Source organism: Calothrix sp. NIES-2100, assembly GCF_963875285.1.
GTDB lineage: Bacteria > Cyanobacteriota > Cyanobacteriia > Cyanobacteriales > Nostocaceae > Aulosira.
Genome location: NZ_CAWNLA010000001.1, coordinates 6,929,266 through 6,953,285, shown reverse-complemented (window position 1 = coordinate 6,953,285; position 24,020 = coordinate 6,929,266). Strand labels below are relative to the sequence as shown.

At 41.7% G+C, this 24,020-nt stretch carries 18 protein-coding genes; 15 read left to right on the top strand and 3 right to left on the bottom strand.

All coding sequences use genetic code 11. The features are described 5' to 3' along the window. Positions 1 to 78: 78 nt before the first annotated feature. A complete protein-coding gene (metG, locus tag AACU32_RS28290) occupies positions 79 to 1,680 on the bottom strand; it encodes a methionine--tRNA ligase (protein ID WP_096604550.1) in 1,602 nt (533 codons plus the stop codon). 379 nt (positions 1,681 to 2,059) lie between these two features. On the opposite strand from metG, the gene AACU32_RS28285 reads away from it, so the two are divergent. The 12 genes from AACU32_RS28285 (at position 2,060) to AACU32_RS28230 (ending at position 13,490) form a co-directional block, all read left to right on the top strand. Then, positions 2,060 to 2,785, top strand: coding sequence for a lysophospholipid acyltransferase family protein (locus AACU32_RS28285; RefSeq protein WP_096604548.1), 726 nt, complete (start codon positions 2,060 to 2,062; stop codon positions 2,783 to 2,785). A 191-nt stretch (positions 2,786 to 2,976) separates the two neighbouring features. Continuing rightward, the gene (locus AACU32_RS28280; protein WP_339378337.1) at positions 2,977 to 3,807 is read left to right on the top strand and encodes an alpha/beta fold hydrolase; all 831 of its coding nucleotides are present in this window, start codon (positions 2,977 to 2,979) and stop codon (positions 3,805 to 3,807) included. Between the two features lie 62 nt (positions 3,808 to 3,869). Then, positions 3,870 to 4,163, top strand: a complete 294-nt coding sequence (locus AACU32_RS28275) for a BrnT family toxin (RefSeq protein WP_096604546.1) — start codon at positions 3,870 to 3,872, stop codon at positions 4,161 to 4,163. Further along, positions 4,150 to 4,443, top strand: a complete 294-nt coding sequence (locus AACU32_RS28270) for a hypothetical protein (RefSeq protein ID WP_096604544.1) — start codon at positions 4,150 to 4,152, stop codon at positions 4,441 to 4,443. The genes AACU32_RS28275 and AACU32_RS28270 overlap by 14 nt, the downstream gene beginning before the upstream one ends. A gap of 457 nt (positions 4,444 to 4,900) precedes the next feature. Further along, positions 4,901 to 5,974, top strand: coding sequence for an EcsC family protein (locus AACU32_RS28265; RefSeq protein ID WP_096604542.1), 1,074 nt, complete (start codon positions 4,901 to 4,903; stop codon positions 5,972 to 5,974). Between the two features lie 125 nt (positions 5,975 to 6,099). Continuing rightward, positions 6,100 to 7,572 carry a leucyl aminopeptidase gene (locus AACU32_RS28260; RefSeq protein ID WP_096604540.1) on the top strand — a complete coding sequence of 491 codons (1,473 nt, stop codon included), beginning with the start codon at positions 6,100 to 6,102 and terminating at the stop codon, positions 7,570 to 7,572. A 241-nt stretch (positions 7,573 to 7,813) separates the two neighbouring features. Then, positions 7,814 to 8,839 (top strand): phosphate acyltransferase PlsX, encoded by a 1,026-nt coding sequence (plsX, locus tag AACU32_RS28255; protein ID WP_096604536.1) that lies wholly within the window; start codon positions 7,814 to 7,816, stop codon positions 8,837 to 8,839. Between the two features lie 118 nt (positions 8,840 to 8,957). After that, complete coding sequence (locus AACU32_RS28250) at positions 8,958 to 9,950, top strand: beta-ketoacyl-ACP synthase III (protein ID WP_096604534.1); 993 nt, start codon at positions 8,958 to 8,960, stop codon at positions 9,948 to 9,950. A 256-nt stretch (positions 9,951 to 10,206) separates the two neighbouring features. Continuing rightward, positions 10,207 to 11,088, top strand: coding sequence for an ACP S-malonyltransferase (gene fabD / locus AACU32_RS28245; protein ID WP_096604532.1), 882 nt, complete (start codon positions 10,207 to 10,209; stop codon positions 11,086 to 11,088). An 87-nt stretch (positions 11,089 to 11,175) separates the two neighbouring features. Further along, on the top strand, positions 11,176 to 11,814 hold the full coding sequence (locus AACU32_RS28240) for a lysophospholipid acyltransferase family protein (protein WP_096604530.1): 639 nt from the start codon (positions 11,176 to 11,178) through the stop codon (positions 11,812 to 11,814). A gap of 91 nt (positions 11,815 to 11,905) precedes the next feature. Beyond that, positions 11,906 to 12,943 (top strand): AI-2E family transporter, encoded by a 1,038-nt coding sequence (locus AACU32_RS28235; protein ID WP_096604528.1) that lies wholly within the window; start codon positions 11,906 to 11,908, stop codon positions 12,941 to 12,943. Between the two features lie 250 nt (positions 12,944 to 13,193). Then, positions 13,194 to 13,490 carry a DUF2288 domain-containing protein gene (locus AACU32_RS28230; protein ID WP_096604526.1) on the top strand — a complete coding sequence of 99 codons (297 nt, stop codon included), beginning with the start codon at positions 13,194 to 13,196 and terminating at the stop codon, positions 13,488 to 13,490. Positions 13,491 to 13,513: 23 nt separating this feature from the next. Here AACU32_RS28230 and AACU32_RS28225 read toward each other — a convergent pair whose 3' ends face one another. After that, positions 13,514 to 18,031, bottom strand: coding sequence for a PAS domain S-box protein (locus AACU32_RS28225; RefSeq protein ID WP_096604524.1), 4,518 nt, complete (start codon positions 18,029 to 18,031; stop codon positions 13,514 to 13,516). Positions 18,032 to 18,090: 59 nt separating this feature from the next. After that, a complete protein-coding gene (locus AACU32_RS28220) occupies positions 18,091 to 20,367 on the bottom strand; it encodes a response regulator (protein WP_096604522.1) in 2,277 nt (758 codons plus the stop codon). A 725-nt stretch (positions 20,368 to 21,092) separates the two neighbouring features. On the opposite strand from AACU32_RS28220, the gene AACU32_RS28215 reads away from it, so the two are divergent. From AACU32_RS28215 to AACU32_RS28205, 3 genes are all read left to right on the top strand, one after another. Further along, entirely contained in the window at positions 21,093 to 21,302 is a 210-nt protein-coding gene (locus AACU32_RS28215) for a hypothetical protein (protein WP_339378336.1), read from the top strand. Positions 21,303 to 21,425: 123 nt separating this feature from the next. Then, a complete protein-coding gene (locus AACU32_RS28210) occupies positions 21,426 to 22,661 on the top strand; it encodes a phosphotransferase family protein (RefSeq protein WP_096604518.1) in 1,236 nt (411 codons plus the stop codon). Positions 22,662 to 22,810: 149 nt separating this feature from the next. Further along, positions 22,811 to 23,899: a T3SS effector HopA1 family protein gene (locus tag AACU32_RS28205; RefSeq protein ID WP_096604516.1), complete on the top strand. Its 1,089-nt coding sequence runs from the start codon at positions 22,811 to 22,813 to the stop codon at positions 23,897 to 23,899. Positions 23,900 to 24,020: the final 121 nt, after the last annotated feature.

Genomic DNA, 24,020 nt, shown 5'->3' with positions numbered 1-24,020 from the left:
TGCCGGGGCTAATAAGTACAGCCCCAAGCTTTTTTTTTGACAGAATTAGAGACTAAGCAAAATCAAAAATTGAAAATACTAATCGTTTTTTGGGGGTTCTATACGCTTAAAGATTGGTTGGGGTGTACCCAACTGTTGTTTATCGGATAGTAGCCCCCAGGTTGCATGAACGTCGAAAGGTGCGGCGATCGCACTTTCCGTGGGATCGTTAAAGTTAATTCCGAAGCCCAATTGCTGATAAATATCGCTACTGATATTCGGAATCACTGGGGACAGCAGATAAGCTGCTAGTCTAACTGATTCTAGAACTGCATACAGCACTTTTTCCAATGCTTGCTGCTGTCCTTGTTTATATAATGACCAAGGGGCTTGTTCATCAATAAACTTATTGCTAGCTTGCGCCAGCAACAGGATAGCCTCGCAGGCCTGACTGAAAGCTAGCGTACAGTAAGCATGTTTCACCTTTTCCCCTAAACTTAACCCAATCGCTTTTAAAGGATTGTCAGCCGGAATGGCTGCATTGGCAATTGCTGGGACATTAGAGCCGCAGTATTTCTTCACCATGTTGAGAGTGCGATTGAGCAAATTACCTAAATCATTTGCCAAATCTGCATTTAAAACATTGATGAATCTAACTTCATTAAAATCGCCATCTTTGCCAAATTCTATTTCCTTAAGGAAGTAATAACGAACGGCGTCACTACCATAGCGCTGGACAAGATCGATGGGATCGAGGGTATTACCTAAACTTTTACCCATTTTCTGCCCATCTTTAGTTAAAAAGCCATGGCCAAAAACTTGTTCTGGTAATGGTAAACCTGCACTCAGCAGCATCGCTGGCCAGTACACTGCATGGAAGCGGAGGATATCCTTACCTATTAAATGCAAGTTCATCGGCCACCATTTAGCTAAGGCATTTGCTAAAGTTGGTTGGGCATCTGGTTCTAACAATGCTGTAACATAACCCAGTAGTGCATCAAACCAGACGTAGAGAGTATGCTTCGGATCTACTGGTACAGGAAATCCCCAATCTAGATTGACTCGGGAAATCGAAAAGTCTTGCAACCCTTGATTGACAAAGTTGAGGACTTCGTTCCGACGACTAGCAGGCTGGATAAAATCCGGTCTAGACTGGTATAGTTCTTGCAGTTGACTTTGGTATTTGGATAAGCGGAAGAAGTAGTTTTGTTCGTCGCGCCACTCAACTTCTTTATTAGTATGAATTGGGCAACGTTTTCCTTCTAGTAGTTCTCGTTCTTCTTTAAATTCCTCACAGGATACACAGTACCAGCCTTTTTGTTGTCCCTGGTAGATGTCGCCTGATTCCCAGACTCGATGAAAAAATTCTTTGACAATTGCTTCATGACGAGAATCGGTAGTCCGAATAAAGCGATCGTATTTAATATTGAGCAATTCCCATAGGGAAAAGAAAGCCAGAGATATTTCATCACAAAATTCTTGGGGAGCTTTCCCAAGATTCTCTGCCGATCGCTGAATTTTCTGCCCATGTTCATCAGTACCCGTAATCAGCAGTACTTGATTTCCCAACAGCCTTTGAAATCGAGCTAGGACATCAGCAGCCATCGTTGTATAAGCACTACCAACATGGGGGACATCGTTTACATAATATAGGGGCGTTGTCAGTGCAAATGTTTTTGCTTTTTTATTCACTAGATTCATGCACAATAAAAAACAACTTATTAAACCGTTTTATCTCTTACTTTTGTCTGCAAAACCACGTAATTATATAACATTGCTAGTTTTTTTTCAAATGACACCTTAATATTAGCAAATCTATCAAGACCAAATTATTTTATGGTTGATATAAAGCCAGCTAATTCCTGCCAATAGTTAAAAAATAGCTGCGAACACATAGTTAGTAAAGCTTTCAATTGGATTTATTGTCGCTGGCAATACAGAAAATAGGAGTCAGAAAATATAGTTGACTTTGAGAAGAAGACATTTCTATCTTAAGACGGTCGTGGTAGTGGTGAAGAAATGTAATCTTAAGTCAAGATAAACTGCGATATTTTCGCAAAAAATATATTTATTGATTGCTATGAGTCTAAATAGCCCTCTTTTGATTTCTCGTTTGTCATTGGCGGCCTTATCAACGCGCATGTTTCGTTATTACGAAGATCGGATTCCCCATGATGCTAGCGTATTAGTCGTCAGCAATCACCGCAGCTTTATGGATGCTCTGATTTTGATGGCGGCGCTATCGAGTCCCATCCGCTTTGCTTGCCATCATTACATGGGACAAGTACCAATTCTGCGGGAACTGGTTACAGGTCAATTGGGGTGCTTTCCCTTAGAGGATAGTCATCAACGCCAGCAGAGCTTTTTTACTCAATCTCAATTACTCTTGCAGTCCAAGCAGATGGTTGGGGTGTTTCCCGAAGGAACCGCACCAATGGTAAAATCTACCCAGCCTCATAATGTAGGTGAATTTCAGCGGGGATTTGCGCATTTGGCATTGCGAGCATCTGTGAGAGACTTGGCGATTTTACCGATCGCGATCGCCTCCTTGGAAGAAGTGAACACCACATCTGTGCCTTTACGCTTATTGAGTTTATTCGACCCAACAGAAGCATTATTTAATCAACCAGGTTTGCATCCCTTAGTCATCTATCGTCGAGTCGCGGTGTTAATCGGCCGTCCATATTGGATTAAACCTCAACAACAACAACAATATCAAGGAAAACAAGCAAAAACTGTTGTTGCTGAACTGACAGAACATTGTCATTGTGAAATCGCCAGTTTGTTACGTCAAGGTTGTTATTAGTTATTTGTCATTTGTCAATAGTCAATAGTCAATAGTTATTCTCCGTCTCCCTGCGTCTCCCTCATCCTTGTCCCCCCTCACCCCTCATCCCCAGACAACTAGCAACTTACGTTATGAGGAGAGGGGTGGCTGCGGTTTGTAGAATGCACGCTAAATTTAATAAAATTAACATAAGAAATTAAAATTTGATAATGTTAGAAGTTGAGTTAAAGCCGTGTTTCCTTACGTCTAAACGCATACAGCCACAGTACCCGTTGTTTGTGTATTTGCCAGGAATGGATGGCACAGGTCAACTATTGCGGGAGCAAACTGCGGGATTGGAAATGGGTTTTGATGTCCGCTGTTTAGCAATCCCACGCCAAGATATGACAACTTGGGAAGTACTTACCCATAATGTAGTTGACCTAATCCACACCGAACTAGAAAAAAACTCCCAGCGACCAATTTATCTGTGTGGTGAGTCGTTTGGTGGCTGTTTAGCTATGAATGTGGCTATCCAAGCACCCCAGTTGTTTAAACGGATTATCCTGATTAACCCTGCTTCTAGCTTTCAATTACGTCCTTGGTTAAACTGGGCTTCTCAATTAACTTACCTAGTGCATCCTTGGCTTTACGAAATCGGCGCACTGGGATTATTACCATTTTTAGCATCTTTACAACGGATGTCTAGGAGCGATCGCCAAGAATTACTCAAAAGTATGCGTTCTGTACCGCCAGAAACAATCCTGTGGCGATTGGCTTTACTGCGAGAGTTTCATGTAGAAGAAGCACAATTACGTCAGCTTACACAACCAGTGTTATTGATCGCCGGTCTTCAGGATCGGCTTTTACCTTCTGTGGAGGAGGTAAGACGTTTAGTAAATATAATACCCAACAGCAAGATGGTAGTCTTGCCTGAGAGTGGACACGCCTGCTTATTAGAGAATCAGACTAATCTCTATGAAATCATGCGAGATAATAATTTTCTCGAAAGTAGCACTGTGCTTAATCAGGTGATGAAAGTTGGCGATACAGTCAGGTAGAAGCAAAAAAGTCCCATCACTTGAATTTGGAGATGCACCTGACTAATCAAGAGGAATCTTAAATGGATATCCTTTATCGGCTGCAAGGGATTGAATTTGAATGGGATCAAAATAAAGAAGAAAGCAACATTGAAAAGCATGGAGTTACATTTGAAGAAGCCGCAGAAGTTTTCTTCGACCCGTTTTATCAAATAGGTGACGCTACTGCTAATGATGAGCAACGAGATTTAATCGTTGGTTATTCTCTTGCTAGTCGCCTCTTATTAGTGGTTTATGTGGAAAGAGGTAAGCGCACACGCATAATTTCTGCCCGTCCGGCCACTCGTACTGAAAGAAAATTATATGAACAAGCCTGAAGAATTCCAATTAAACTTAAAACCGCGTCCGGTAGAAACAGTATCTATTGCAATACCCAAAGATACCTTAGACTCACTCCAAAAAGTAGCTGTAAGTCGAGATATGTCTGTTGAGGCATTGCTTAAATTTTACATTGGGCAGGGTTTGCGGCAAGACTTAGCCAAATCATTTTCTGAACGGGTGCTGCAATCAACTGCTGAAGTTTTATCACGGCATATCCAGTCTGAAGAAGAAATTTCCCAGATTATTCAAGAAATTCGTGCTGCAACAAACGTTTAGTATATGGCGGTTCCCTACCGGGTGAGGTACGTTTTCAAAACTACTAACCTGGGTAAAAAAGATTTGGGTGAACCTCAGTTTTTTAGGAAAGGCTATAGCATTCCTAGATCATTTGTGAACAACAAGATCGCCGACTTTTTAAGAGGATGTTTTAAAAGTCCTGTCGTCGGTAGCAAAAAATTCTAGATCCCCCTAAATCCCCCTTTCAAAGGGGGACTTTGAGTCCAGTTCCCCCCTTAAAAAGGGGGGCTAGGGGGGATCTGAAAGTACTTATAATCACAGCCAATCACTTTTCAAACAACCTCTAAAGAAGTCGGGGATCTGAAGCGCTCGATTTTCAAAAATCAAATATAACTTTGATGTTAATCTAACGGCTTATCCTTCCAGAGAGATGTCAGGCACAACAAAGCTTTGCTACAACCAAGATAGCAAGGCTTTACACTGAAGGTGCCAAGCAATGGCAGAAAAATTTCCTAAACTCAATAATTTATCTGATGATACAAAAAAAGATAAACAATCATTTTTAGAGTCAGTTGCTGAAACATTGATCTGGGTAGGAGAAACAGCTGCCAAACAAACACACAAGTTAATTGAAGAATCAACTCAAAACACTGGGAAGTTAGTTGATAGCCTAAGTCAAAATTGGCTGATTCGCAAATTATCTGGTGTTTTAAATCTGAATTGGTTGATTGGGGCTAGTGAAAATGTTAATTTGCAAAAAGCACAAGACATAGTCAACAAACTAAAACAACAGTATCCCCAAGAATCACCCAGCCAGATTTCCCACAGAATCATGGTGGACAAAGCTACGCAAGCAGGAGGGATTGGTTTAGCCACTAGTATTTTGCCAGGAGTAGCTGCGGCTTTATTAGCAATTGATTTGGCGGCGACAACAGAATTGCAATCAGAAATGCTTTATCAAATAGCCGCCGCTTATGGACAAGATTTAAAAGACCCAGCGCGAAAGGGTGAAGTTTTAGCAATTTTTGGTCTAGCTTTGGGCGGTAGTCGGCTGTTGAAAGCTGCGGGCTTAGGCTTGTTGCGAAATGTACCCTTTGCTGGTGCAGCGATCGCAGCTAGTTCCAATGCGACAATGATTTATTCATTAGGGTATGCTGCTTGTCGATTTTACGAAGCCAAGTTGGATGAATCAACCTCCCTGACTTCTCAACAGACATTGACAACATTAAAACAAGAAAGTGAAAAGTACTTAGAAACAGCGATCGCTCAAGAAGCGATAATGGATCAAATTTTAGTACACATGATCCTCGCCAGCCATCCAGACAAAACTTGGGCAGAAATTCTCCCAGAATTACAAGCCATCAACTTGAGTGAGAATTCAATAAAACAGATTTCTGAAAATATCAAATCACCCCAGCCTTTGGATAGCTTACTAAATCAACTTAATCGTGATTTTGCTATCCCCTTGTTAGCACAGTGTCAAAAAATTGCTGAAATTAACGGTGAAACTACAGAGTTAGAGCAAAATATCATGACTGCGATCGCAAATAAGTTTGATATTGGTCAATAGTCAATAGTTGGTTGTCCCCTTTGTCCCTCTTGTGTCTCCCCTAGCCCTTAGCCCCTGATTTTTCCAAGCACGAATAGATAATTTTAAGCAATACTGGTACAAGAACTTTTACACAAAATCCCAAAATGGTAATTCGAGCGAGTGATACGCCTCTATTAGAGTGGACAGGAGATACTTTAGCAATTGGCTTATTTGAAGATGGAGTAGAGTTAACTGGTGAACTGGCGACTTTAGATAGCAAGTTTTCCGGGATTTTAAAAGAACTAATTGCTGAAGAAGAATTTAAGGGTAAAGCCAATAGCACTGTTTTTACTCGGATAGCTGCTAGTACCCCTGTGAAAAAAGTGATTGTGGTGGGTTTGGGGAAAGCAGACTCACTCAAATTAGATTCTTTGCGACGCGCTGCTGCGGCTGTAGGCCGGGTAGCCAAAAAGCAAAAAAGTAAAGTTTTAGGTTTTAGTTTTCCATTATGGAACAACGATCCGGCAGCAACTGCCCAAGCGATCGCGGAAGGTGTACAACTGGCGCTTTACCAAGATAACCGCTTTAAATCAGAATCTGAAGAAAAACAATCACAAGTAGAAACAGTAGATTTACTAGGGTTTAGTGGACAAGAAGCAGCCATTAACCGTGCAAATCAAATAGTTTCTGGGGTTATTTTAGCCAGAGAATTAGTAGCAGCCCCCGCCAATGCTGTAACACCGATTACAATGGCGGAAACTGCCCAAGCGATCGCTAAAGATTATGGTTTACAAATCCAAATCTTAGAAAAAGAAGAGTGTGAAAAGCTGGGTATGGGTGCTTTTTTAGGAGTCGCCCAAGCTTCTGATTTGCCTCCGAAATTTATTCACCTGACTTACAAGCCAGAAGGCACACCGACACGTAAACTAGCCATTATTGGTAAAGGCTTAACCTTCGACTCCGGCGGACTCAACATTAAAGGCGCTGGTAGCGGCATTGAAACTATGAAAATTGATATGGGTGGTGCAGCCGCCACTTTAGGTGCAGCCAAAGCAATTGCCCAAATTAAGCCAAGTGTCGAAGTACACTTTATCTCAGCAGTGACCGAAAACATGATTAGCGGTCGTGCGATGCACCCCGGCGATGTCCTCAAAGCGTCCAATGGCAAAACTATTGAAGTGAATAACACCGACGCTGAAGGACGTTTAACTCTAGCCGATGCCTTAGTATATGCCGATAAATTAGGCGTAAATGCGATCGTTGATTTAGCCACCCTCACTGGTGCTAACGTCATCGCTTTAGGTGATGATATTGCAGGTTTATTTACTCCTGATGATACTGTAGCTTCCCAGCTAGAAAAAGCTGCGGCATCATCGGGAGAAAAGATTTGGCGGATGCCAATGGAAGAAAAATATTTTGAAGGGCTAAAGTCGGGAATCGCCGACATGAAAAATACAGGCCCCCGTCCCGGCGGTGCGATTACCGCCGCCCTTTTCCTCAAACAATTCGTCAAAGACACCCCTTGGGCACACTTAGATATTGCTGGCCCAGTGTGGTCAGATAAAGAAAATGGCTACAACGGGCCAGGGGCGACAGGTTTCGGTGTCAGAACCCTCGTTGACTGGGTACTGAGTTAAGGGCATGGGGCATGGGGCATGGGGCATTGGGCATGGGGCATTGGGCATTGGACAATAGTAATATCTTCCTTGTCCTCCTTGTCCCCCTGCCCCCTCATCCCCCAAATCCCCCACAATTCATGTTATGTTGGGCTTGCCAGAACCTCTTGCGTAGTAGGAAGAGTAATTTGGCAGTATAAAGTTCCGATTTTTCGGTAAAGCCATCTGGTAAAATTTGTAAGGTTTCTAAAAGCTCTAAGCAATGGGATCGACTGGCGTAAGGATCGCAATTGACGCAATGGGAGGGGATCATGCACCCGGTGAAATCGTAGCTGGCGCAATCCGAGCACGAGAAGAACTGGGTGTAAAAGTCCTGTTGGTGGGTGATCCCCAACAAATTGAAGCTGCCCTGCCGCCAAAAACAAGCCTGGCGGAGGTAGAGATCGTTTCTGCCGAGGAAGCGATCGCAATGGATGAGGAGCCTTTAAACGCGGTTAGGCGCAAACGGAAGGCTTCAATTAATGTGGCGATGGATCTGGTGAAGCAGCAGCAAGCCGATGCTGTGTTCTCAGCCGGACACTCTGGGGCAGCTATGGCCTCCGCTTTGCTGCGTTTAGGACGATTGCCGGGAATCGACCGCCCAGCAATTGGTACAGTTTTTCCCACAATTAAAGCTGGCAAGCCAGTATTAATACTTGATGTGGGTGCCAATGTAGACTGCCGTCCAAAATTTTTAGAGCAGTTTGCAGTCATGGGTTCTGCCTATAGTCAGTATGTACTGGGTACAGCCGAACCAAAAGTAGGTTTGTTAAACATCGGCGAAGAAGACACCAAAGGCAATGAAGTGGCTCTACGCGCCCATCAATTACTGCGCGAGAATTCCCAAATATCTTTTATTGGGAATGCCGAAGGGCGTGATGTGCTTTCTGGCAACTTTGATGTGATTGTCTGTGATGGCTTCGTCGGCAATGTTTTGTTGAAATTTGCCGAAGCTGTGGGAGAAGTGATTTTGCAAATCTTGCGGGAAGAATTGCCCCAAGGATTGCATGGTCAAATCGGTTCAGCACTTTTAAAACCAAACCTGAAACGAATTAAGCAGCGCATGGATCACGCAGAACATGGCGGTGCTTTGCTCTTAGGCGTGGACGGAGTTTGTTTGATTGGTCACGGTAGCTCACAAGCACCTTCAGTTTTTAATGCAGTTCGCATGGCCAAAGAAGCTGTAGACAACCAGGTACTACAACGACTTCGGTCTCAATATGAAGCCCTACAGCGTGATAGTGGTTAGCAATCAGCCAAAAAAAACATTGAATAGCACAAAAACAGTGATTAGTCAATAGTAAAACCTAATGACTAATGATTACTAATTACTAACCGCTGATAGGTGAGAGTTCGGGAGACAAGGAGTGCATAATTTAGGCATAGCAATTACCGGAAGTGGCTCGGCTGTACCAGAAACTTCCTTAGCAAATGAAGCGCTAACTGAACTGGTGGAAACATCAGACGAATGGATCGCTACCAGAACAGGAATTCGCCAAAGAAGATTGGCTCTGCCAACCGAGTCTTTGAGTGTACTCGCCGCTAAAGCCAGTCGTCAAGCGATCGCCGCAGCTGGTATTACACCAGAAGATGTGGATTTAATTATCTTGGCAACCTCTACCCCTGATGATCTGTTTGGCAGTGCTTGTCAAATCCAGGCTGAATTAGGAGCGACTAAAGCTGTAGCCTTTGACTTGACTGCTGCTTGTTCTGGCTTTGTATTTGGACTTGTTACTGCTGCCCAATACATCAGAACAGGCGTATATCAAAATGTACTTTTGGTAGGAGCAGATATCCTCTCTCGTTGGGTAGATTGGCAAGACCGCCGTACCTGTGTATTGTTCGGTGATGGAGCCGGAGCAGTGATAATGCAGGCCAATGAGAGCGATCGCTTGCTAGGATTTACACTCAAAAGTGATGGCAGCCAAAACCACTACCTGAATCTTGCCTATCAAGCCTCTGATCACGAACTGATTCCCGGCATCAACATCAGCCAAGGTAAATACAATCCCATAACGATGAACGGCAAAGAAGTCTATCGCTTTGCCGTGCAAAAAGTGCCAGAAGTCATCGACAAAACCTTATTTCAGGCAAACCTCACCATTGACCAAATAGATTGGCTAGTTTTACACCAAGCCAACCAGCGGATTTTGGATGCTGTTGCCCAACGCCTCAATATTCCCAACGATAAAGTTATTAGCAATCTCGCCAATTATGGCAACACCTCCGCCGCCTCCATTCCCATCGCCTTAGATGAAGCTGTGCGGCAAGGTAAAATCAAACCCAATGACATTATTGCTGCATCCGGCTTTGGTGCTGGACTCACTTGGGGTGCAGCAATTTTTCAGTGGGGAAGATAGTATTTTGTCATTTGTCATTTGTCATTTGTCATTTGTTAAGTAGATGAACACAATTGTTGATAATCAATAAATATGCCAAATTTACTTGTGGTGCGGGACGGAAAGCCCGCTAATACCAAAGTACGGTCTGTCTAGCGCATCTCACAAGATTGGATAATTGATTGCTTCTAGTTTCCTTAACAACCAATGACCAATAACAATTGACCAATGACCAATGACAATTGACCAATGACCAATGACAATTGACAATTGACCAATGACTAAAACTGCATGGGTGTTTCCCGGACAAGGTTCCCAAGCTACAGGAATGGGAATAGATTTATTAGATATACCTGGGGCTAAGGATAGATTTGCCGAAGCTGAGACTATATTAGGCTGGTCTGTCACAGAAATTTGCCAAAGTGATGCCGAAAATTTATCACGCACCCTCTACACCCAGCCCTGTCTCTATGTAGTAGAAACTATTCTCGCCGACCTGATCCGTGAACGGGGACACCAGCCAGATTTAGTTGCCGGTCATAGTTTGGGAGAATACATTGCCCTTTACGTCGCGGGTGTATTTGATTGGGCTGTGGGCTTACATTTAGTAAAGCGTCGTGCCGAACTGATGGATAGTGTTTCCGGTGGGATGATGGCGGCGCTGATGAATTTTGACCGCGAACAGTTAGATGCAGTTATTGCCCAAACCCCTGATGTAGTGCTAGCCAATGATAACAGCCCTGCCCAGGTAGTCATTTCTGGGACTCCAGATGCTGTACAAGCTGTTATGTCCCAAGTTAAAGCCAAACGGGCTATCCCTTTAAAAGTTTCCGGTGCATTCCACTCCCATTTAATAGCACCAGCCGCTACAGAATTTCAAGAGATTCTCGAATCTGTGGAATTTCAGCCAGCTAATGTCCCTGTAGTTTCTAATGTCGAACCGATACCCACTGTTGATGCAGAAAATTTAAAGCAGCGCCTCATCAAGCAAATGACTGGTTCAGTTAGATGGCGAGAAATTTCTTTACTGCTTCCCACCGTTGCTATTGAGAAAGTAGTAGAAATTGGCCCAGGTAATGTGCTAACTGGTTTAATTAAACGCACCAGTCCTGGTTTAAGCTTAGAAAATATTCGTAATGCCGCTGAGTTACCAGACTAGTAGGGGTTAGGGGATAGGGGTTAGGGAGATGAGGGGGAATAGCAAATGACAACTGACAACTGACAACTGACAACTGACAAATAACAAATGACCAGAAGCCGTGAACCATTGATTAGTCTGGCACTGTATCACGCTTTTAAGTGGTCGGTGGTCAGCCCTATGCTACATGCTTACTTTCGAGTCCGAATTGAAGGTGTCGAAAATGTGCCTCAATCTGGGCCATTATTGGTAATAAGTAATCATGCTAGTTACTTTGACCCGCCAATTGTCTCCAACTGTGTACTACGTCCTGTGGCGTACATGGCCAAGGAAGAGTTATTTAATGTGCCTGTTTTGGCGCAAGCAATTAAATTATATGGTGCTTATCCGGTGAGTCGGGGTGCAGCCGATCGCACTGCCATCCGTTCTGCTTTAGAGTGTATTGATAATGGTTGGGCTGTGGGTGTGTTTTTGGAAGGTACTCGCACACCAGATGGTCGAATTACAGACCCAAAAAGAGGTGCAGCTTTGTTAGCGGCTAAGGCAAAAGCACCCATATTACCAGTTAGTTTATGGGGTACTGAGAAAATTTTCCAAAAAGGCTCGTCAATACCGCAAGCAGTTCCCATCACTGTCAGGATTGGTCAGGTAATTGATGCACCTACTTCCACGAATAAAGAGGAATTGCAAGCCCTGACTCAAAAATGCGCCGATGTGATTAACCAGATGCATGATTTAGGGCGATGAGTTAGAAAACTAGGAAAATCTACTCAAAGGGGGTAGCGATCGCACTGTTGGTTTCTGTAGTTTTAAAGACAATGCCTTTTCGGAATTCCTTATGAGCGCCTTTGAAACCAAGAATTTTTGGCAACGATTGCATAATTTAGCGTTAATCCGCTTTTTGCTTTTAGTAGCTTCTGGTTGGGCGATTATACAGCTTTTAGCTTACTTTCAAGGGGTGATTGTGATTTTTACATTCGCTGCCATCTTAGCTTTTTTACTCAGCTATCCTGTACAATGGCTGCGGCGTTTTTTACCCCACGGTATCGCTGTTTTTGTCGTTTTCCTAGTCAGCATTGTGATTCTTGGGGGAATAGCAATTACCTTAGGTTTAGCAGTTTTATCTCAAGGGCAACAATTAATTGATAGTATCACTACTTTTTTAAATTCTTTAGCACCTTTCATAGAGCGATTAGAAACCTTTTTGCGTAGTCGCAACCTGCAAATAGATTTAGACTTTATTCAAGAGCAATTACGCAATCAAGCTATAAATAGTTTGGTGAATAGTCTGGCTATTTTACAACAATTTTTAACAAATTTTGTTACTTTTATATTAATTGCCGTAATTTCCTTCTTTATGCTTTTAGATGGAGAGAAAATTTGGCATTTAATTTTAAAAATAGTCCCAAGACAAAGACGCAATAGATTTAATAAGGTCATACAACGCAGTTTTCTGGGATTTTTTCGCGGTCAGTTGCTATTAACTTTATTTTTAACAAGTGCGACTTTGCTGGTATTTTTACTTTTAAATGTACCTTTTGCCTTGCTTTTATCAGTGGTAATCGGTTTACTTGATGTCATTCCTGGTATAGGAGCTACATTAGGAGTTAGTACAGTAACTTTAATTGTCTTATCTCAAAATGTTTGGCTAGCGATAAAAGTATTTGTTGCTTGCATTGTCCTCCAGCAAATCCAAGATAATTTAATTGCGCCGCGTATTATGCAAGGAGCGCTGAATTTAAATCCGATAGTAGTATTTTTTGCTTTACTAGTCGGTGCGAGAGTAGCGGGTTTGCTGGGTATTTTTATTTCGATTCCTATAGCTGGTGTAATTGTATCTTTGTTTGAAATTGAAGAGATGCAAGCAGAAGGTTAGTCAATAGTCAATAGTCAATAGTCAATAGTCAGTTGTCAGTTGTCAGTTGTCAGAGCAATTAAAAAAAATGCAATCGATGTATCTGTAGGGGCGGGGTTTCCCCGCCCAATATCGCCATAGCATCAGTCGAGAGTATTGTGATTAACGAATGATTTAAAATTGCTATATATAATTTGAAATTTTCGGCTTAACGAGAGATTAAATATTAATGTAAAATCCAAATTAGACTGAGAAAAAAAATTGAGGATTTATGCCGGACTTAAGAGCAGATTTAGCAAAAAGTGTAGATGAATCAGAGTGGGAATGGCTAATTCCTCATGTAAAAAGGGATGCAGTAATTGTAGTAGCGCCGGGGGTAGAGTTGTTGGATGTGGGAGAAGCGATCGCTAGTGATAATATTCCCCAAGTGCAAGTATGGATTGATGAACAATTGATTACCAAGCCATCTCCTGTACAGTTGGGAGAATGGAATGAGAATCCGCAAAAGCGATTTCAAACACTCATTGTCCAGCCCTACGTTATAGTGCAAGAAATTATAGATACATAATCTGCTGCCCATGCCCCATGCTCTCATCCAATCAGTTCGATAATTTCATCAAAACAGAAGCGACGGTTCAAATTGGTGAGTTCTTTTGCTAAAACTGCTTGAGTTTGGGGAATTTGTTCTATTAGTTGTGAAATGCGATCGCCATCAACTTGATTGGCAGCGTGATAAAGTTGGGTAACCCATGTATCTGGCATCCTCTTTAAGGATGTACGCAAGGTGGAAATAGAAGGAGTTGGGTAATTTTGCAGTTCATCTGTGTCTTGGGGATTGCTGTTTTCGGCGTAAAGGTAACGTACCCCCAAATGTTCCGCAAGTTTATCAAAAATTACCTGTTCTCGGAATGGTTTGCGAATTAAGTCATTACAACCCGCAGCTAAAATGGTTGATTTTTCTTCTTCAAAAGCACTGGCTGTTAGGGCAATAATTATCGTCAGATTTTCTTTGCATTGCTGTTGCGCTTGATTTCTAATTTCTCTAGTAGCTGTATAGCCATCCATAATCGGCATCCGCATATCCATAAATATTACATGGGGTTGCCCAATTTTCCAAAGCGCGATCGCTTCTTTTCCATTACTCGCAGAGTCCACTTTAAAACCCACTTCCCTCAGTAATTCTACGATAATATCTCTGTTACTTTTGGCATCATCTACCACTAAAATTCTGTAAGTTGGTTGTGCTGCTACTAAGCCGATAACCTTACCATTGGTGAATTGCGGTGTCTCCTGCAAAGCTTCAGCTAAAGTTACTAGCAGGTGAAACCGAAAAGTAGAACCCCGCCCTAAACTGCTGCTACAGTTGATATCACCTCCCATTAATCGGATAAATTGACGACTGATGGCGAGTCCTAAACCGGTTCCTTCAATGGCTTGCTTACTGTTGCTTTGGACAAAGGGCTGAAACAATTTATCCATGTCTTCTGGCGCAATACCCCTGCCAGTATCTTCTATTTCAAAATAAAGAATGCAGCTTTGCTTTTGCCGATCATCTAGTCTTCTCATTTCAGCACTAGTACGCAAAATTACTGTATTTTTAGATGTAAATTTAACAGCATTGCTTAATAAATTAATTAGTACTTGACGTAGTTTACCTTCATCGGCGTTGACATATCGGGGCAGATTGGCGGCAATTTCAAACTTCAGGGACAATTGCTTCGCCCGTGCCCGGATTTGAAACATATCATGTAATGTTTGTAATAATTGATGTAAATCAAAAGGTTCGGGGTGTAAGACGATGCATCCGGCTTCAATTTTGGACATATCCAGCACATCGTTAATTAAATTCAGTAAGTGTTCACCACTGCGGTTAATAGTTGCTAGAGATTGGCGTTGTTTACTAGTCAGAGTGGTGTCTCGTTCCATCAATTGGGCAAAACCCAGGATGGCATTTAACGGGGTACGGAGTTCGTGACTCATATTTGCCAAAAAGGTGCTTTTGGCACGGTTGGCGGCTTCTGCGGCTTCTTTGGCGATCAAGAGGGCTTGTTCAGCACGTTTGCGATCGCTAATATCCACAATCATAAACTCTAAGCATGATTCTTCGAGATTCGGGCGGGCTGACATCAGTCCCCAACTCATCCCTCCATCCCGGCGACGTAATTGAATTTCAAAGTTACGCACTTCGCCATGCTGTTCAATTTCGGCGAACAAAGCAGTGCGATCGCCGGGATGCACATGAAATTCTGGTGCGTAGCGTTTACCAATCAAATCAGCAACGTTACTGTAACCAATAATCTCTGCACAAGGTTGATTCATTTCTAAAAATAATCCATCTTCCAGGCGGCTACGACCAATACCAACTAAAGAATTTTCAAAAATATTCCGGTATTTTTGTTCGCTGCGACGCAGCGCCTCTTCTGCTTGTTTGCGCGGGGTAATATCCGTAGAAATAATAGTTAGAATCCAAGAATCTGTAGCTTCATCACGTACAGAGGTATGGCTGGAATACAACCAATGTATGCTCCCATCTGGATGGTTATATCGATACTCTCCCTGATGGGGAACTTCGGCAAAAATAGATTCAAAGCTGGCTTCGGATGATTTTTCCCAATCTTCCGGGAAGATGCGCGAAACTGCTAGGTAATTGTCCGCCATCATTTGTTCGATAGTATAGCCCCTAATCTTCTCACATCCAGGAGAACAGTATTCAATCACCCACTCGCGATTGCGAAAGACGCGGTAACGCTCAATCGAAGCAAAAGTACTATTGAGAATGGTATTTAGCCTTGCTTCTGAGGCTTTTAATGCTGCTTCGGCCAGTTTTTGCTCATTAATGTTGTGCGCAGTCCCAATCAGGAGCAAGTTTCCCTGAGCATCTTGCATGAGTGCTAAGTTAACAGTATGCCATTGCCAACTACCGTCTTTATATAGCGATCGGTGTTCTAGATCCGAAAACCTTTCACCCGTTGTCATTACCTGTTGTACCGCCGTTACACATTTGGGTAAGTCATCAGGATGGATAAATGATGAATAAAGTTTTCCTTCCATCTGTGCCGGATGATATCCCATAATGTTTAATACATTCGGGGAAGCATAGGAAATAATATTTGCTGAGTTAACCAGGTAAATAATTTCGTTAGCATTTTCGACAATATTACGGAACTTAGCTTCACTTTCTCGCAACGCCGCTTCAGTTCGTTTCTGATTACTAATATCAGTAGCAATTACTGTCACAACCCAAGACTTTGTAGCTGCATCCCGCACAGAAGCAAAACTAAAAGATATCCAACGTAAGTTTCCGTCCGGGTGTAGATAGCGGTATTCACTCTCATAGGGAAGTTCGGCAAAAACCGCCGCAAAACCTTCTTTGACATTAACTTCCAAATCTTCTGGAACAATCCGCGACAGTACAAGATTGTTGTCTTTTATTAATTCTTCAGGGGAATATCCCCAAAGCTGGACACTACCAGCAGAGCAGTATTCAATATACCAATTTTTATTAGTATAAACCCGGATGCGATAAATAGCTGCTAGGGCACTACTAAGAATAGCGTTAAGTCTAGCTTCTGAAGCTTTAAGTGCTGCTTCTGTATTTTGGCGCGCAGTAATATCGCGAAATGTCCAAACTCTACCGAGAATATTTTCTCCTAACTTCTGGGGGCAGGAATAGCGCTCAAATATTCTGCCATCTTTGAATTCTAATAAATCGTAACTCTTGGTGTCGGGAGTTACATAAAGTTCTCTAACTTTTTTTACAAATCCAGCCGGATCTTTTAATTGATTGGCAAGATGGGCGATACGTTTACTTTGCTCTGGTTCTGCTAAAATTTCCGGGGTAACTGACCACATTTCCAAAAATATGGAGTTGTAACTCACAATGTTACCTCCTTTATCAATAGCTAAAATACCATCATGAATTGATTCAAAGGTCGCCTGTAAAAGCGATAGGGAAGATTCTAATTCTGCTTGAGCTTGTTTGCGAGCAGTTGCATCGGTTCCCACAGATAGTACTTCTAGTAAATTCCCCTGTGCATCCCAAATTGGTTTATTTGCCCAAACAATCCATCTCCGCTTTCCATTTTTACAAACTTGTTCACTTTCTTTATATAAATATTTCTCTGGATGCTGGCAAATACCGCTCATAAACTCTTGCACGCAACCGGAAATTTCTTTTGGCGGCGCAATAGTACCAACAACATTACAGTTAATAATTTCATCTAAATCAAAACCAAAAAACCGTTGACCGTAATCATTTAAAAAGCGGATATTTCCTAAGCTATCCCAGCGCAATATAATACAATTGGCTGTTTCGACTAAATCCCGATATTGGGCTTCACTTAATGCTAATGCGGCTTCGGCGCGTTTGCGTTCTGTAATATCGCGCACTACCCCAACTACAAATAAATTCCCATCAGCATCTTCTAAGGTAGATAGATTAGCAAATTGCCATTTCCAAACACCATCTTTTTGGCGAAAGCGGTAATCAATTCCTGACTGTTTTTCACCTGTTGAGAATGCTTTTTGCAGTGCTTGCGCACACTTATCTACATCATCAGGATGGATAAAAGGTGGAAATAATTTTCCTGTTAATTCGGCAGATGTCCAACCCGTGATACTTTCAATATTTGGAGAAATATAACAGATTACGCCTTCTGCATCGATCAAACCAATGGTATCGTTAGCATTTTCTACCATCAAGCGGAATTTTGCTTCGCTTGCTTGTAAAGCGGCTTCTGTGCGCTGATACTGGGTAATATCTCGAATTACTATTACCGCCGTGGAATCTACACAACTTCCAGAAATTTGCCACAACAAAGTTTGATTTCCCTGTTTCACCTCATAGTTTGTAGTCTCATACTTCTCTGTGTGTAGCCGGACATGGGGGTATGCTTCTAAGGCTATGAGTTGTCCTGATTGTTGCAAAACTATGAGGTTGCTAAATCTAGAGCCAATAATTTCACTGTCAGTTCGATGAAGCAAATTGGCAAAAGCCGCATTGCACCATTGTACTTCTTGGTCTGCCCCTACCCAAACCACAGCATCGGCGATCGCCTGTAGCGTTACTTGCTGTAATTGATTGATTTGCTCTGTTGTTTTAGCGCTCATAAGTGATTTGCCTTAATTTTAAGTCATCGCGATTTTCCCAACTAGTTGTTACTGCTATTTTATGGATAATGGTGGAAGATATCAGCAGTTTGATACAAAGATTGTAGAGTTAGCCCATCCTGGGGATACTCAACTACAGCAAAATTACACAGATTTTGGAAGCGATCGCCATGAGGTGCAGTAAAGATTTGTTGACGCAGGGTTGTCAAAATTTCCGTCAAGCGATCGCTTACTTCCAACTTTGTCAAACCAGACATCCCAATCACAAATTCCCCGTTCCCCCAGTACCCCAAGACTTCCCCACTGCGAAAGGCTGATTGTAAAATTCTGCTCCATCTTTGTAAAACTTGGTTACCAGCTTCATGTCCGTACTGAATATTGATTGCGGATAAATCACTGACACAGAGAAACGCCACACAAACTAACTCCCTATTTACCTGGGACTTTTCCAGCATTTGTTGTAATTCCCGGCTAGACTGGGGCTGATTTTTCAATCCCGTCAGTGGATCTTTAAAAGATAATGTTTGCCATAAGCGGTTGCGTTCCCAGCGATGTAAAATCCGCGTAATTAATTCTGCTCCCACTACCGGTTTGAGGACATAATCATCTCCACCCGCCGCAAATACCTGCTGTACGGTTTCGATATCCCGGTGCGCAGTCAAAAATAAAATCGGTAAATTCTGCCATTGCGGATCTGTACGTACCGCCTGACAAAGTTCGATCCCATTGATTTGGGGCATTTCTACATCTAAAATTACTAAATCGGGTGTAACTGTTTGCATTACATCCCAAAAGCGTAATGGATCGTTTAACCCTGTCATCCGCATTCCCCAAGGTTCAAGTATTGAACGCAAAGCACCAAGAATTACGGGGTCATCATCTATTACTAAAATATTTACTGATGTTTTGATAATTTGCTGCAATACTTTAGACGCAATATTCCATATTTGTTCTGCTGTAGTTGGCTTAACTAAAAACCCTCTTCCCCCAGCACGCGCCACTGTTACTCGATCTAATATACCGTCAGCATTAGCTAAGACGATCGCAGGTACTGATGGAGTCCGGTTTGCTAAGTCTGCTAGTAAAGTTAAGCTTTCTTCCCGCGTTCCCACATCATCTACATTCAAAATCACTAAATCCGGTGATGTCGTTTGCAAATACTTTTTGGCATCATTAATTGTGGCTATTTGCTGCCATTCAACTGTAGATGTCAGTTGTTGCAACTGGGTAAAAAGTTGTAAATCTGGATCAATTAGGAGTAAGCGGGTGGTTGCAAAATCAGTGGACAGAGAATTATCTTGATTTAACTTTAATAATTTTTCTAACTTTTCAATTAAGGAGAATACTTGCTGTTTTTGTACTATGGATAAATCGCCATTATAGGTAAAAATTTTCTCAATCTCTCGTGATATCTCTGTGCCTTTTTCCAACTCAAACATCCCCAACACACCAGCTAGTTTGTGTGCAGCCTGCGCCGCAGATTGGCGCAATTCGGATGTCAAATTAGCTGTTTTTAGCACCGTAGCGGCTTGTTGTAGTACCTCCAGACGTTGCATCATTAATCCTTGATACTTGTTCCACAATCCACTCATTGCTTGTTGGAATTGGTGAGTGACGGATTTTGAGGTATCAGGTGTTGTAATTTGAGTTTTAGCAGGATTTTCCTGGGGGGGATTGAACCGATAACCCACACCATAGACATTTTCAATCCAGTTACCCGCGCCCACTACTTTTAGTTTCTGTCGCAACGATTTAATATGGGACTTGACAGTTTCTTCCTGGGGTGGATCGTCAAAACTCCAAAGATGTTCAATAATATTACCCCGACTAAATACCCGCACTGGGTTCCGCATCAACAGTTCTAATAAACTGTATTCTTTAGGTGTTAAATCCAACAGTTTGCCATTATAACTAACCTCACGACTACTTGGATCTAGCCGCAGGGAAGCGATTTCCAGCACTGGGTTGCGACTCACTTCACCCCGACGCAGTAACGCCCTAGCCCGTGCTTGTAACTCTTCTAAATCGAACGGTTTGATGAGATAATCATCTGCACCTGCATCTAATCCGCGAATGCGATCGCTAGTAGCCTCTTTTGCTGTCATCAACAAAATTGGAGCTACACAGCCACTAGAACGCAGCTTTTGACACAGAGTGATACCATCCAATTTCGGCAACCCTACATCCATAATAATTAGGTCATAACTTGCGCTTTGGGAATATTCCCAGCCCATTTCTCCGTCAGTAGCAATCTCAACAACATAGTGTTGTTTGTTGAAAGATGGCGACAAAATACTCACCAATACCTCGTCATCCTCGATGAGTAAAATTCTCACTACCAACTCCTTTCTCATACAGAGGGTCAGAATAAATAATGCCCTGAGAATAATTGTCTAGTATTTCTATTGGTCTGTATCAATAATTTTGAATGTTCGTCAGCACAGAGCTTGCCTATGTGTATCATTTTTCAAGTTAAATAATATTACACTCTGCTTAAGCTATGAGTTACAAAAGCAACAGCTTACCGTGCATTCTAGTAATAATGATTAAAAATTAACTTAAAAAAATTAATTACTACCCAGCTAAAACATCCGGTTTTCTTGGCTTTTTGCTGTTAAATAAAAATATGAATGCTGAAGTTCATGTTTTGTGCGTTGAGGAGTCTGAGTGATTGTGAGGGATGCTAAACAGAGAATAAATGTGATGCAATATACATTTTTTCTATCATTTGGATACATGAATTTTTAGCATCCAATAACATTGATAACTAATAGACTTTTCCGAGTTATTTATTGCACAGTTAATAATTTTTATTTGGCAAAAAGATGGTAGAAGGCAGAAGCAACAAAATTTTATGTAACTTTATTGTGCGTTACATATTTGTATTAATTTATGCCTTTCTACTTAATTAGAGTTGAAAACAACTGATCATTGACAAACTGTGAGATGTGAAATGCAGCAACAAGTACACAACTTTATAAATTGTCGCGTTCGCAATTACACCAGGCTTTAGCACTCATAAACTTAGCTAGTACGAACTGGGTAACAACAAGATTGCGGTATGAATAAAATCATGGATTTGATTTGCAGATTGCCAAAGCTGGAAACAGCGCTAGAACAAAATACACAACCGCCATTATTAATATCTACCTACGTAACTCGGCTGGTAAATGTAAAGATTGAACAATGTAATCAAACAGTTTGTAAAGGAACAGTAAAGGATGTAGTGGCATTTTGGCAGGTTTTTGTTAGTGATATCGGATATTACTAGATAGTACGAATAGTTATTGATATTCATACATATAGTTGCTATCTACCGAAAACTCCTAGACCTAGGCCAATCCAGATATAGGTGAGTTTATCAGCAATTTTACGTAGTAGGAAATAATCATACATGGTATTATCACTGTCTTCTCAAAACGTTATCCAGTATCTGCAAGATGCAGGTCTGTGTAGCTCAGAAGATGGAGCATCTAAGGAATCTGAGTTACCAGATGGTAGTAAAAATTTCAATTTATTAGTGAATCTAGTAGGTAATGGCAAACTACTAGTTAAACAAGAACGTCAAAATAATCATGATGAAACGCCCCATGAGTTTTTCAATGAGTGGTTGTTTCACCAATTGCTACAACAGTTTCCGGTTATCGGTAACATTTCGGCGATCGCATCATTAGTAGTACATTTTGATGAGGACAATTCGATCCTTGTCCGTAACTACTTGAGTGATTATCAAGAACTAGGGGATTTTTACCAAAAAACGGATATTTTCCCTGATGAGATTGCTCAGGCTATTGGTACAACTTTAGCAGCGCTACATCGTGCTACTTTCAACCGTCGAGAGTATCGCGATTTTATGACAACTGCTCCCAAAGGACAGTTTCGTTATCATTTCTATAATCCAGCCCAAGGTATCGGGTCAATTACCCCAGAGATTTTTGGGATAATTCCCACTGAAGGACTAAAGTTTTATACTCTATATCAGCGTTACGAAAGCTTAGAATCGGCAATCGCAGACTTAGCTTATGAATGGAATCCTTGCTGTTTGACTCATAACGATTTGAACTTGACGAATATTTTGGTTCATTCGCGGTGGCAAAAGCTTGATAATTGCTTGGTAAGATTAATTGATTGGGAAGCCTGCGCTTGGGGAGATCCAGCCTTTGATTTAGGCACTTTATTAGCAAGTTATTTACAAATTTGGCTTTCCAGTCTGGTAGTAGATTCCTCTTTAGAATTAGAAGAGTCTCTGCGTCTGGCGGTGACACCGCTGGAGATTCTTCAACCTTCAATACTGGCTTTAATTCGGAGTTATCTCAATGCTTTCCCCATGATTTTAGAATACCGTCGTGACTTGATTTTGCGAGTGGTTCAGTTTGCTGGATTAGCATTAATTCATCAAATTCAGGACAAAATTAAATGTCGGAAAAATTTTGATAATATCGACATTTGTGCGCTGCAAGTTGCCAAAAACTTATTGACTATGCCAGAACAAGGTGTGCTGACTGTTTTCGGTATTACCGAGTCAGAAATCTTGCGACCTGTAGTGAAAGTCGATAATCTGCAAGAGCCAGAACGAGAGAAGCAGTTAGTTCGCCTTTATTACGAAAAAACCCGCCTACGGGGTTGTTAATCTAAGTTAGTCGAACTATTTACCTGAAATTTTTATTCTATTTCCTCACACAGAATCTTTCATAAATTGAATTGGGTATCAGGGAAGTCCGCTATTGACTATGTGTTGGTTGTTTAATTTCCCCTTCTGAATTTTGAGGTTTTAATTCAATGGTATATTCTTCTGTTGATCAACCGCTAACTTCGCTATTTGATATTGCTAGCAATATCCAAATTGAATCGAACTTTTGTATTCACCATCCGAATTATCAACCCTTTGCACTGCCAGCGAAAATAGCAGATAGATTTCAGCAAAATTCGCCAGATTTACAGAATAAGTATCTAACTTTGCTACTGCGGAATTTTCTTTACGGTATCTATTACAACGGTTATCTACAAAATATTTTGGCAGTCAATGGGGATACTGCTCAGAATTTACCACACCAAAATTTAGAAAACAATTCCGCTTTGGGAATTGATGGGGAATTTTACGAACGACTGCACAACTGCAATCACGGTACAGGTTATTTTGACCCAAGTTGGGAGGTATTACGCCAGGAACCTGATGGTAGCATAGCAGTTATTAAGGGCGGTTTGACATTATATATTGAGCCAGATTGCCATCTTAAACCCCATTCTCGCACTGCTAAAGTTGGTGAGTTGGTGTCAATATGGATGCCGAAAAATCGCTTACAAAATGGCTGTTATTTAGCAGTTAGCAATTTTGGACAGGAACGACAAGACAACCCAGAAGATGATTTAGGTACAGGGCGAATCTATTTTAATATCACACCATTTGGTGCGATCGCTCTCATGGATAGTTTGACAATGGAACTCAATTCTGCTGGTATTCCCTTTAGTTTCCAGGTTCCCTACAATCCCTCTGCATACGGACGCTACGACTCTGGGATACTCTACTTTGAACGTCACAACTATCTAGAAATTCGTGAAGTGCTGCAAACTGTTTATGCAGAACACGAATCCCATTTTTACTCAGAAATACCTTTGTTTACCAAGTTTTTGGCACCAGGACTAGGTTTAGCTGAAGAACCAATTAAAAAATTTGCCGCACAGGAAAGTTTTGGTATGAACCGTTGTCAAATTGTGGCGAATGGTTTGTTAGAAGCTTGGCACGATGGTAAGAATGCTTTTGATGAACGGATGCACGCAATTAACCGCCACTTTAACAGACACTTAGTTGATGTACAGCGTCCTTACCTCAATCCTAGCTCTGAGGATATCTACTCTCCTTTACACTAACTTTTGTAAATAACAAACCTCATCCACCCAGCCTCCCTCTCCTCGTAGGAGAGAGGGAGGAGGAAAAAATTAGGATTTTCACTCCCCTGTGATCATAAAAATTGCTCCTAACGCCCCTCTC

Excerpts from the sequence above, each read along its gene's own strand:
- metG (WP_096604550.1), bottom strand. The coding sequence starts at position 1,680 with ATGAATCTAGTGAATAAAAAAGCAAAAACATTTGCACTGACAACGCCC.
- AACU32_RS28285 (WP_096604548.1), top strand. The coding sequence starts at position 2,060 with ATGAGTCTAAATAGCCCTCTTTTGATTTCTCGTTTGTCATTGGCGGCC.
- AACU32_RS28280 (WP_339378337.1), top strand. The coding sequence starts at position 2,977 with ATGTTAGAAGTTGAGTTAAAGCCGTGTTTCCTTACGTCTAAACGCATA.
- AACU32_RS28275 (WP_096604546.1), top strand. The coding sequence starts at position 3,870 with ATGGATATCCTTTATCGGCTGCAAGGGATTGAATTTGAATGGGATCAA.
- AACU32_RS28270 (WP_096604544.1), top strand. The coding sequence starts at position 4,150 with ATGAACAAGCCTGAAGAATTCCAATTAAACTTAAAACCGCGTCCGGTA.
- AACU32_RS28265 (WP_096604542.1), top strand. The coding sequence starts at position 4,901 with ATGGCAGAAAAATTTCCTAAACTCAATAATTTATCTGATGATACAAAA.
- AACU32_RS28260 (WP_096604540.1), top strand. The coding sequence starts at position 6,100 with ATGGTAATTCGAGCGAGTGATACGCCTCTATTAGAGTGGACAGGAGAT.
- plsX (WP_096604536.1), top strand. The coding sequence starts at position 7,814 with ATGGGATCGACTGGCGTAAGGATCGCAATTGACGCAATGGGAGGGGAT.
- fabD (WP_096604532.1), top strand. The coding sequence starts at position 10,207 with ATGACTAAAACTGCATGGGTGTTTCCCGGACAAGGTTCCCAAGCTACA.
- AACU32_RS28240 (WP_096604530.1), top strand. The coding sequence starts at position 11,176 with ATGACCAGAAGCCGTGAACCATTGATTAGTCTGGCACTGTATCACGCT.
- AACU32_RS28235 (WP_096604528.1), top strand. The coding sequence starts at position 11,906 with ATGAGCGCCTTTGAAACCAAGAATTTTTGGCAACGATTGCATAATTTA.
- AACU32_RS28230 (WP_096604526.1), top strand. The coding sequence starts at position 13,194 with ATGCCGGACTTAAGAGCAGATTTAGCAAAAAGTGTAGATGAATCAGAG.
- AACU32_RS28225 (WP_096604524.1), bottom strand. The coding sequence starts at position 18,031 with ATGAGCGCTAAAACAACAGAGCAAATCAATCAATTACAGCAAGTAACG.
- AACU32_RS28215 (WP_339378336.1), top strand. The coding sequence starts at position 21,093 with ATGAATAAAATCATGGATTTGATTTGCAGATTGCCAAAGCTGGAAACA.
- AACU32_RS28210 (WP_096604518.1), top strand. The coding sequence starts at position 21,426 with ATGGTATTATCACTGTCTTCTCAAAACGTTATCCAGTATCTGCAAGAT.
- AACU32_RS28205 (WP_096604516.1), top strand. The coding sequence starts at position 22,811 with ATGGTATATTCTTCTGTTGATCAACCGCTAACTTCGCTATTTGATATT.